Annotated in this window: 5 protein-coding genes; 2 read left to right on the top strand and 3 right to left on the bottom strand. The window is 70.2% G+C overall.

What is annotated here, in order from left to right:
- Positions 1–158: 158 nt before the first annotated feature.
- A complete protein-coding gene (locus AB0K05_RS35495) occupies positions 159–5,357 on the bottom strand; it encodes a ThuA domain-containing protein (protein ID WP_364235120.1) in 5,199 nt (1,732 codons plus the stop codon).
- A gap of 212 nt (positions 5,358–5,569) precedes the next feature.
- On the bottom strand, positions 5,570–6,847 hold the full coding sequence (locus tag AB0K05_RS35490) for an ROK family transcriptional regulator (RefSeq protein WP_271280270.1): 1,278 nt from the start codon (positions 6,845–6,847) through the stop codon (positions 5,570–5,572).
- Between the two features lie 516 nt (positions 6,848–7,363).
- Here AB0K05_RS35490 and AB0K05_RS35485 point away from each other — a divergent pair.
- Together AB0K05_RS35485 and AB0K05_RS35480 are read left to right on the top strand one after the other, a co-directional pair.
- The gene (locus AB0K05_RS35485; protein ID WP_364235115.1) at positions 7,364–7,756 is read left to right on the top strand and encodes an ROK family protein; all 393 of its coding nucleotides are present in this window, start codon (positions 7,364–7,366) and stop codon (positions 7,754–7,756) included.
- A 729-nt stretch (positions 7,757–8,485) separates the two neighbouring features.
- Positions 8,486–9,493: a sugar phosphate isomerase/epimerase family protein gene (locus AB0K05_RS35480; protein WP_271279981.1), complete on the top strand. Its 1,008-nt coding sequence runs from the start codon at positions 8,486–8,488 to the stop codon at positions 9,491–9,493.
- Between the two features lie 310 nt (positions 9,494–9,803).
- On the opposite strand, the gene AB0K05_RS35475 is transcribed toward AB0K05_RS35480, so the two are convergent.
- Entirely contained in the window at positions 9,804–11,039 is a 1,236-nt protein-coding gene (locus AB0K05_RS35475; RefSeq protein WP_271279980.1) for an iron-containing alcohol dehydrogenase, read from the bottom strand.

Raw genomic sequence — 11,039 nt, 5'->3', positions numbered from 1 at the left:
ACTTCGTGTCCGGCCAGATCTCCCGGCTGTACGAGTGGAACGGGCGACTGCGCCCGTACTACCCGACGCTGTTCGCCCGGCGGCGCGTGGCCGGCCGGCCCCGGTTCTGCTGGGGGCGGTGACCACGGTCGCGCGGACAGTGGTCACCGCCGGTGCGGTCAGCGGCAGCTGAGCGCCGGGTAGTCGGCGTCGTACGACGAGGTGACCTGCTCGCCGCCGATCGTCGCGACTCCCTTCACGGTCACCGTGCCGGCGTCGATCTGCCCGGCCCGGCTGTTGAAGGACTGGTACGCCTGCTTGCCCGGGGTCACGTCGGCCACGGTCTTCGAGCCGAACGGGGTGGTCAGCGTCACCGTCACCGGCACGTCGGAGCCGTTGACGGCCGTGACCGCCACGTACGCCGAGGTGCCGATGCAGCGGGACGAGGCGGAGACCGTCAGGTCGACCTGCGGCGTGGACGCCGAGATCGTCAGTGTCAGCGTCTTGGCCTCCTCGACGTTGCCCGCCTTGTCGGCCGAGCGGTAGCGCAGCTCGTGCTGCCCGTCGCCGGTCACGGTGACCGGTCCGGTGTAGGCGGTCCAGTCGCCGTCGTCGAGCTGGTACTCGGTCCTGTCGACCCCGCTGCCGCCGTCCTCGTCGGTGGCCTGCAGCGTGACCGACACCGGGCCGGTGAACGTGCCGCCCGCCGGCTCCTCCGGATCGGTCGTCGCCGTCGTCACCGGCGCGGTCTTGTCCTCGGCCGCCGCCTTGGTGAGGCGGAAGTAGTCGAACGTGACCTTCTTCGACGCCGACTGGTTGGTGCCGATCGTGTACACGCCGACCTTGGCGCCGGTGGCCACCGCGCTGTTCTGCACCGCGGCGGACAGTTCGGTCCAGGTCTCGCCGTCGGCGGAGTAGGACCCGGAGTAGGTGTCGCCCTCCTTCTTGAGCCGCAGCCACCAGATGCCGGTGGTGAGGTTGTTCACCTGTGGCTGCGGGCTCTGCACGGTGCCGCCGACCTCGCTGCGCAGCTCGATGCTCCGCGCCACTGTCGACCCGGCCGCGTTGGTGGTGAGGAAGTCGAGCTTCACGTAGTCGTCGTCGCCGGTGTACACCATGAGGCCGCCCTGCTGGTACTGCTCGTTGAGTGCCGAGGCGTCCACCTTGGTCTCCAGCGTCCAGTCGCCGCTCGGGGCCGGCTGCAGGATGAGGTTCTCCGGGCCGGTGTTGTCGGTCCCGTAGATGTCACCTGTCGTGGTGTCGAGCTCCAGCTTGCCGTCGCTCACGCGCATCGCCGTGGCGTCGGGGCGCACGATCGCGGTCCAGCGGCAGGCGTCGAGCGCGGTGCCGTCGAACTCGTCGTTCGGGTCCGGCCCGGTCGCACTGTCGTCCGGCGTGATGTGGAACCAGTCGAAGGACGCGTCCACCACCGGGTGGTTGGCCCCCGCCAGCGAGATCAGGCCGATCTTCGGGTCGGTGATCCCGGCGAGCGGCTTGGTCTGCGGCATCGCGGTGAACGTGGTGCCGTCGGCGGAGTAGTGGGCGGTGATGTTCGTTCCGTCGCTGATGAACCGCACGTACACCGTGTCGGGGTAGGCGTCCCCGAGAGTGGCCGTATTGCTCTGCGACACCTCGTTGGGGCTGCCGTTCTCCTCCCGGATGAACTGGAAGATGCGGTCGGCGTGGTTCGGACCCGAGGTGGAGCGCGCCTGCAGCACCATCTTGGCGTAGTTGTCGTCGTCGCCGTAGATGATCAGACCCGCCTGCTGGTACGCGTCCCGCGCGTCCAGCGTGAGCTTGGCGGTGGCGGTCCAGGCGCCCGACGGCGCCGGCTGCACCACGATGTTCGGCGTGTTGCCACCCGTGCTGTAGATGTCGGTGGTCGAGGTCGGGATCACCAGTTTGCCGTCGGCGACCCTGAGGTCCTGGTTCTCCCTGATGACCGACCAGCGGTCCCGGTCGAGCTGGTCGCCCAGGAAGTCGTCGGAACGTCCGGTGAAGCACACCGCGGCCGGCGCGTCCACCTTGACCTGGACCTGCGCGGTGGCCGACGCGCCCTTGTCATCGGACACGGTCACCACGGCCGTGTAGGTGCCCGGCGCGGTGTAGGTGTGGCTCGCCTCGGCCGTGGTGGGCTCCGGCGCGCCGTTCACGCCGAAGTTCCACTTGTAGGCGATCGGGTCGCCTTCCGGGTCGGTGGCCGTCGCCTCGAAGTCGACCGTCAGCGGGGCGACGCCCGTCGCCGGTGTCGCCGTCGCGGTCACGACCGGACGCTGGTTGTCCGTGGCGCCCTTGCCGACGAAGTCCACCCAGTTGAAGTTCGCCAGGTAGGCGTCGTTCGCCGCGCTCGCCGGCTTACGCACGACGAAGTACAGCGGTCCGCTCTCCGCCGGCGCGCCGGTCACGTCGAGCGTGACGTCGGTGAACGTCTGCCAGCCGCCGGTGGGCGTCACCTCGGCCGAGCCGACCAGCGTGCCGGTCTCGGGGTCACCCGCCCTGACCTGGACGGTGCCGCCGGCGCCGCCCGAGGAGGCGCGTAACCGGAGCGCGGTGACGTTCGACAGGTTCACCGGGTCGAACGACCACCAGTCGCCGTCCTGGACGAACCCGATGTGCTGATTGCCGCCCTGCGGGTCGCTCGTGGTCTCGGCCTGGACACCCGCGGTGTCGGTGCCCACGCCGTCGGCCACCCGGCCGGTCTGCGTGAAGTGCTCGGCCTGCTTGCGCTTGGGCTGCAGGAGCGTCTCGCCCCGCCCGGTCAGGGGCTTGGCGCCGTTGGCCCCCTCGTCGGTGTAGCTGGCCTCGATCACGTAGAAGAGGTTGTCGTACTCGCCGTGGCCGGCCTGCTGGGTCTGCAGGGTGCCCTCACAGCCCGTGTGCTGGTCGAGCGGGTGGCCGTGGCTCTCGTGACCGAGGATCGCCTGGATCTGCACCTTGTCGCAGTCGATCGTGCCGTCCTCGGGGTCGGTGGCGGTCACCTTGAACTTCACCTGGTCACCGAACTCGAAGAAGGCGCCGTTCGGCGGGAGGTCCACCGTGACGGTGGGCCGGGTGTTGCCCGCGCTGATCGCGACACTGGCGGTGGCGGTCTTGCCGCCGGGGGTCGTGACGGTCAGGACCACGTTGTAGTCGCCGCCCTCCTCGTAGGTGTAGGAGGGGTTGGGGTCAGTGGAGTCGGTGTCGCCGTCGCCGTCGAGGTCCCACGCGAACGTGAGCGGCTCGTCGTCCGGGTCCCGGCTGCCCTCGCTGGAGAACGTGACGGCCAGCGGCAGCGGCCCGTCCGTCTTGTCCGCCGTGGCACGGGCGATCGGCGGGCGGGTGCCCTTGATGTAATCGATCCGGTAGATGCCGGAGTCGGCGTTGTCGCCGCCGAAGCCGGAGCCCCACTCGATCATGTACAGCGCGCCGTCGGGGCCGAACTTCATGTCCATCGGCTTCTTGAACGACAGGGAGCCGAGGATGCGGTTCATCTCCACGAGCTCGGTGCCGCTCTCGTCGAGCTGGAACGACCACACCTGGTCGTTGTTCCACTCGCCGAACACGGCCTTGCCGTCCCAGTACGCCGGCCACTTCACGTCCGACTGCAGGTCCGGGTCGGCGCGGTAGACCGGGCCGCCCATCGGCGCGCCGCCCCTCAGCTCCGGGAAGTTCTGCGGGTCGGCCGCGTAGTGGTACCAGATCGTCGCGGGCACCATCGTGGGCAGGTCGGTGAGGCCGTCGTTGTTCGGGGAGTCGTTGACCGGCGCGGCGCAGTTGAACGGCGCCCCCGACTGCTGGGTGGCGAAGTCGTAGTCGATGTACGAGGTGTTGTTGCCGACGCAGTAGGGCCAGCCGTAGTTGCCCGGCTCGGAGACGATGTTCCACTCGACCGTGTTCTGCGGGCCCCGGGTGGCGCTCGCCGAACCGGCGTCGGGGCCGTACTCGCCGAGCATGATGTGGCCCGTCTTCGGGTCGAGGCCGATGCGGAACGGATTGCGGAAGCCCATGCCGTAGATCTCCGGCTTGGTGTTCTCCGTGCCCGGCGGGAAGAGGTTGCCGGACGGGATGGTGTAGGTGCCGTCGGGCTCGGGGTGGATCCGCAGCAGCTTGCCGCTGAGGCTGTTGGTGTTGCCCGAGGTGCGCTGGGCGTCCCAGCTTGCGCGGCCGGACCGCTCGTCGATCGGCGTGTAGCCGTCGGAGGCGAACGGGTTGGTGTTGTCGCCCGTGCCCAGCCACAGATCGCCGGTCCGGGGGTCCATGACCATGCCGCCGCCGTGGTGGCAGCACTCGGCCCGCTGGACCGGGACGTCGAGGATCCGCGTCTCGCTCTCCAGGTCCAGGGTGTCGCCGGTGACGGTGAACCTGCTCAGCCGGTCGACGTTCGTCCCGGTGGGCGAGTAGAACAGGTACATCCAGTGGTTGGTGTCGAAGTCGGGGTCGAGCGTGAGCCCGAGCAGGCCGCTCTCGTTGGCGGTGAAGACGTCCAGCCGCGCCGCCGTCACCGTGCCGCCGGACGGCTTGATGATCTTGACATCGCCGAGCCGGTCGATGTAGAAGACCCGGCCGTCCTCGGCGACGTCCACCATCATCGGGTTCGAGGTGTTGTCGTCGAGCGTGACCTTCTCGAAGCTGCTGCTCTGCGAGGCCGAGCAGTCGGCCCTGACCGCGCCGGCGGCGGTCTGGATGCCGCCGAGGAGCAGCTTCAGGAAGTTGGGCTCGCTGTAGTTCTCCTTGAGGTGGCCGAGCCCGGTGTACCAGGAACGGCCGCCGTCGTAGTCGTGGCACCAGGTGTTCGGGTGGTCGGCGCCCATCGTGGCGCCGGTGTAGGACTTCTCGTCCATCGACGTCAGCACGTGGACCGTGCCGCGCGGGTTGGCCTGGTAGTCGTACCACTCGTCGGTACGGGTCCAGGTCGCCGGCAGGTCCTTCGTGGACGGGTGCGCCGGATCCTCGACCTTGACCGTGGCCTGCTGGATCGCCGGGTGCGACTTGAAGTACGCCCCGACCAGCTTGCCGTACCAGGCCCAGTCGTAGCCGCTGTCGGCGGCGGCGTGGACGCCGACGAAGCCACCGCCGTTCTGGATGTAGCGCTGGAAGGCGTCCTTCTGGTCCTGCGTGCCCAGCGGGTCACCGGTCGTGGACATGAAGACCACGGCCTGGTACTGGGCCAGGTTCTGGTCCGTGAACAGCGCGCTGTCCTCGGTGGTGTCGACCGCGAAGTTGTTCTCCTCGCCGAGTTTCTGCACGGCCGCGATGCCCTCGGGGATCGAGTCGTGCCGGAAGCCTGTCGTCTTCGAGAAGACGAGCACCTTGAACGCGGGCTCGGCCGCCGTGGCGGCCTCGGCGCTCACGGGCGCCGCGAGGAGGGTGACGAAGGGGGCGACGAGGGCCAAGGCCATCGTCGTCACGGTCCGGCGCCTCGGGCGTCGTCCGCGTGCTGGCAGGACCGCGTTGAGCAGCCTGGCCCACGTTCGATGACGTGGTGACATGGAAAACCCTTCCTGACCGGGGGGACGTCAGGCAAAGGCGCGCGCCGCCGCGCTGTTGCCACTTGGTGGGTAGCGGATGGTGCGGGGTGCTGGAGGGTGCCGTCTCCAGGCATGTGGGGCCGTCAGTGAGGTACCGGCCGGGGCGATGAATCCATGATCGTCGTCGGGTCGTCGATGATGTCGCTGACCACCATGCTGGCGGCGCCGCGAGAGGCGGCGCCGAAGCCGAGAGTGGAGGCGACGAACCGGCACTGGGCGGCGGGAGCGGCCACCACGAGCCGTTGCAGCTGATCCTGCGCATGCGGCAGCAGCCACTGCGCCAGCGAGGCGAAGTAGCCGCCGATGACGATCACGCGCGGGTTGAACAGGTTGGCCAGGATCGAGCCGCCGAGCCCGAGCCACTCGCCGACCTGCGCCACCGCCGTCGTCATTCGCCGGTCGCCGGAGGCCAGGCCCCTGGCGAGGTCGGCCACCCGTTCGCCGGGGTCGGGCATCGGCATGCCGGGCAGCCCGTAGGCCTGCTCGGGCATGGCCGCGCGGACGAGCGCGGCCAGGCCGACCTTGGTCTCCCAGCACCCGATGCGGCCGCAGCCGCACTGGGCGCCGTTCGGGTCCACCTGCAGATGCCCGACCTCGCCGGAGAATCCGTCCGCGCCGCGCAGGAGCTCGCCGCCCAGGATGATGCCGCCGCCGACCCCGACCTCTCCGGTGAGGTACACCAGGTACGGAGTGCCGGCGGCGACGCCGGAGGTGTATTCGGCCAGCGCGGCGAGGTTCGCGTCGTTGTCCACCCGCACGGGCACGCGCAGCGGGCTCAGCAGGGAGCTCAGCTGGTCGGCCAGCGGCAGGTCGTGCCAGTAGAGGTTCGGCGCGAGCGTCACGACGCCGCGTACCACGTCCACGAGCCCGGGGACCGCCACCACGATGCCGGCGGGCGACGCTCCGGCCCGCCGCATGGCCTCCACGGCCTCCTTGGCCACGAGCCCGAGCCGGCGCACGGCGCTGTCCGGGCCGCTGCCCATGGCGTCGTGGACGACCCGGCGCTCGACCAGGATCCGGCCGCTGAGGTCGGTGCCGTGGACCGCGATGTAGTCGACGTTGATCTCCATGCCGAGGGCGCCGACGTGCGCGCCGTGCAGCGCGACCGCCCGTCTGGGGCGGCCGACCGCGCCGACGTGCTCGACGCCGACCTCGCGTACCAGACGCCGTTCGAGGAGCTCGGCCATGAGGTTGGACACGGTGGCCCGGTGCAGCCCGGTCGCCTCGGCGATGTGGGCGCGGGACAGGGACTTGTGGTCGCGCAGCTCGCGCAGCACCAGGGAGAGGTTGGCCCGGCGCAGCGCGGCGAGACCCGCCGGCGGAGCGCCGCCCGGAGCACGGTTGGGCGGCTTGTACGTCATGGGTACCACCCGCCCCTTTGTTTATCTTTGACATCAATTAATTGCAGTTGTAACACGCGGATGCAGGAATGTGCACCCCTCACATCCGTAACGAGTTGGCATCGCCGAAATCCCCGCATTTCAGCGACCACTCCGGCGCCAGTTATCGGAACGTTACACACATTGCAACCGGTTTCCCTCTTGTGTCATCAGAGGTCGGCCCCTTTAATTCGGCTAGCCATCCGCACTGATCGAGGAGGAGCGTGGACCACAACCTGGGCGATCGCCACGCGACCGACTCGGCGAGTCGCGACGGACCCGCGGGAGCCCTCGCGGACCAGGCCACCATGCGCCCCACCCCCGCCCTCGTGCCGCGTCATGTGAGCGCGAACAACCCGTGCTCCCTGCCGGCCGTCACCGTCGCGACCAGGCTGAACAAGGCCACCGTCACCAGCCCCGTCAACGAGACGGGGCCCTCAGCACGCGGGCTCCGTCGGCCTCCCGGGTGTCGCGCTCGCCCTAGGCGGCTCCCTGGGCGTGGAGGTCAACGTCGACCACATCGCCGAGTACACCTCGGGCGTCGCGACGGGCATCCCCGACCTTGCCTGCCTCACCGCCGAGGTGGGCGTCGGTGGCGTCGTCATCTCCGGCGGCCGGCTCCTGGGCGGAGCGGACGGGTTCGCGGGGATCGGCCATGCCATGATCGATCCGTCCGGCGCACGGTGCCGCTGCGGCCGCCTCTGCTGCCGGGAGACCGAGGTCGGGCCGGCCGCGCTGGTGGGCACGGCCACCCCGGACCGCCCGTACGGCACCGGCCCGCAGGTCGTCCGCGACACGGAGGAGCGCCTGGCCGAGATCGAGCAGCGCCGAGCCGACGGAGATCCGCACGCCCTGACCCGCCCCCGTCCTCCGCACCTTCCGCCCGCCTGATCGCTGTTCCGCACCTTCCGCGTGCCGCGGCCACGGCGCATGCCGTCCGGCGGACGGACGCCGCCGTGTCCCTGCCCACCGTGCCTTTCCCATGCCTTTCCCATGCCTTTCCCATGCCTTTCCCGTGCCCTTCCGCCCCAGAACGTCCCGCCCGCCTGATCGGCCGCCAGAGCCGCAGCGGCACCGTCGACGCCGACCTCGGTGCCATCGCGGCGGTGCCAACCGGTGCCGTCAGGCGGGCGGGGCACGGCCCCACCGAACCGAGGAGGCCCTGTGCCGCGGTCAGCATCCGGCTCCTCGTCCCTGCTCGTGATGCGGGGAATCGTCAAGCAGTTCCCCGGCGTGCGCGACGCCTCCCCCGTACGGCCGGCCCCGCCGGCCGCGGCGATGCGTCACGGCATCGCCACCCGCCCTGGGCAGCCTGACCTCCGGCTTCGAGGCCGTGCACGACCTGTGGCCACGACCACCCCCTCGGCAGCGCCGAGCAAGGGTTCAGGCGGGTGCAGGTCACCGAGCCGGACCACCCGTACTCGGGCGCCCGGTGGCCGTCCGGCCACGGACTCGGGTACGAGCACGCCTTCGTCCACGAGACGAAGGACTTCCTGGAGGCGATCGCCGCCGGCGCCGGCCCCTCCCCGTCCTTCGAGGACGGCCTGCGGGTGCGGCGCGTGCCGGCGGCCGTCGAGCAGAGTGCGGCTGAGGCAGCCGCTTCACGATGGTGGAGGATTCATGACGAGACCGATCACGTTGTTCACCGGGCAGTGGGCGGACCTGCCGTTCGAGGAGGTCTGCCGGCTGGCTTCCGAATGGGGCTACGACGGCCTGGAGATCGCCTGCTGGGGCGACCACTTCGAGGTCGACAAGGCCGTCGCGGACGACTCCTACGTCGAACGCAGGAAGGAGACCCTGGCCAAGTACAACCTCGGCGTGTGGACGATCTCCAACCACCTCGTCGGCCAGGCCGTCTGCGACCACCCCATCGACGAGCGCCACAAGGGCATCCTGCCCGCCCGCGTCTGGGGCGACGGCGAGCCGGAAGGCGTGCGGCAGCGCGCCGCCGAGGAGATGAAGAACACCGCCAGGGCCGCCCGCGCGCTCGGCGTCGACACCGTCGTCGGCTTCACCGGCTCGTCGATCTGGCACACGCTGGCGATGTTCCCACCGGTGCCCCCGTCCATGATCGAGGCGGGGTACGCCGACTTCGCCGACCGCTGGAACCCGATCCTCGACGTCTTCGACGAGGTCGGCGTGCGCTTCGCCCACGAGGTGCACCCCAGCGAGATCGCCTACGACTACCACACGACGGTGCGCACGCTGGAGGCCATCGGGCACCGGCCGGCCTTCGGCCTGAACTGGGACCCCTCACACATGGTGTGGCAGGACCTGGACCCGGCGAACTTCATCCTCGACTTCGCCGACCGCGTCTACCACGTGGACTGCAAGGACGCCCGCGTCGCCACCCGCGACGGACGGCGCGGCCGCCTGTCCTCCCACCTGGCCTGGGCCGACCCCAGGCGCGGCTGGGACTTCGTGTCCACCGGCCGGGGCGACGTGCCGTGGGAGGCGTGCTTCCGGGCGCTCAACCACATCGGCTATGACGGCCCGATCTCCATCGAGTGGGAGGACGCGGGCATGGACCGGCTGCACGGCGCGCCGGAATCCCTCGCCTACATCCGCTCGCTCAACGCCATCACCCCGCCGGCCGCCGCCTTCGACGCCGCCTTCTCCTCCGAGTGACGCCGTTACGCCGGGGCGACGGCCGCAGGTGGCCGCCGCCCCGGCGGAGATCCGCACGCTCTCCGTTCCCGTGCAGATGCTGCTCGACGCGCGAGTGGATGGCCACAAGACCGGAATCTCCGCCTCCTTCGACCTCTGCGGCCGATTTTCGGGCATCCATACGTCATGAGCGAAATAGCACGGTGGCCATTATGGATTTTGCGCCTTGGCCGGCCGGGTGGGCATGCGGCCGCGCGCCATGCCTGAGAATAGAGGGCTCCCGTTAAGGCATCGCTGACAATTCCCGATACTTCACATTAAAGGCCTGTCACTATTTATCCTCCGGAGTCAGGACGCGTCGGTTTCGGTCCCCCAGCCAGGCCGCTTCGAGGATCGCGGTCAGGCTGGCGGTGTCGGTCGGGCCTGGATGGTTCTGGATCAAGCGGGTGACACCACTGGCCATCTCCGCGAAGCGCGGGAGGTCAGCGCGTGCCACGCCGATGTCCGCCAAGGTGGCGGGGATGCCGATGTCGGCAAGGAGCCCGTCGAGCCAGGTGAGGAACGCATCTGCGGCCTCGGCGTCCGAGGCGTCGGTCACATCGAGCCCGCACACCTCGGCGAGGATGGCCAACCGGTCGCCGATGGCGTCCCTGGCCGCGTCCAGCGCGTAGGGCAGCAGCAGCCCGACGCCCAGGCCGTGCGGTGTGTGGGTGGCGGCTCCGATGGGGTACTGGAGGGCGTGCGGAGCCGCGTTGCCCGCGTGGGAGAACGCGAGCCCGGCCAGCATGGACCCGTAGGACATGTCCGCGCGCGCTTCCTTGTCGCCTCCGTCCCTGACGACATGGGGCAGGCTGCGGGCGATCCGTTCCGCGGCCAGGAGCGCGTAGTGATCGGTGATCGAGTTGCGGCCGAGGAAGACCTGCTCCACCGGGTCGCGTGGGCCGTGGGCCCGGGGCCGCGCGGTGTAGCTCTCCACCGCGTGGCAGAACGCGTCGATGCCGGAGTGGGCAGTGACGGTCGCCGGGCAGGTGTAGGTGAGCTCGGGGTCGACGATGGCGAAGTCGGGCACGATGTGGACGCTGGAGACCCCCACCTTCAGCTCGCGGTCAGGGTCGGTCAACACCGAGACGGGCGTGAGCTCGGAGCCGGTGCCTGACGTCGTCGGGACCGCGACGAGAGGAATCGTCGGCCCGGGCACCTTCGACTCGCCGTAGAAGTCGCGCGGCGTCCCACCATGGCACCGGATGACGCCGACGATTTTGGCGAGGTCGATCACCGTGCCACCGCCGATGGCGAGGATGGCGTCGGCGTCCACCTCTGCGGCGACCGAGACGGCCAGGGCGACATCGGCGAGTGGCACGTCGGGACTCGCGTCGGCGAACACCTCGACGACTTCGACCTTCTCCCGCACGGCGGCCACGATCTCGGCCACGCCCGGCTGCCCCAGAAGAACCCGGTCGGTCACGATGAGGACGCGCGAGCCACACTCGGCCACCACTCGCGGGATGTTCTGCGCGACCCCTTCGCCCACTATCAGCTGGCGTGGTGCGCGGACGGTCTCAAGCAT

This window comes from Nonomuraea sp. NPDC049486 (assembly GCF_040676925.1).
In the GTDB taxonomy this organism is placed as follows: domain Bacteria; phylum Actinomycetota; class Actinomycetes; order Streptosporangiales; family Streptosporangiaceae; genus Nonomuraea; species Nonomuraea ferruginea.
The sequence above is the reverse complement of the archived record's forward strand: the minus strand, read 5'-3'. Positions and strand labels throughout refer to the sequence as shown.

What these genes read in the sequence shown, in the direction of transcription:
- AB0K05_RS35495 (WP_364235120.1), bottom strand. Translation starts at nt 5,357, where the DNA reads ATGGCCTTGGCCCTCGTCGCCCCCTTCGTCACCCTCCTCGCGGCGCCC.
- AB0K05_RS35490 (WP_271280270.1), bottom strand. Translation starts at nt 6,847, where the DNA reads ATGACGTACAAGCCGCCCAACCGTGCTCCGGGCGGCGCTCCGCCGGCG.
- AB0K05_RS35480 (WP_271279981.1), top strand. Translation starts at nt 8,486, where the DNA reads ATGACGAGACCGATCACGTTGTTCACCGGGCAGTGGGCGGACCTGCCG.
- AB0K05_RS35475 (WP_271279980.1), bottom strand. Translation starts at nt 11,039, where the DNA reads ATGCTTGAGACCGTCCGCGCACCACGCCAGCTGATAGTGGGCGAAGGG.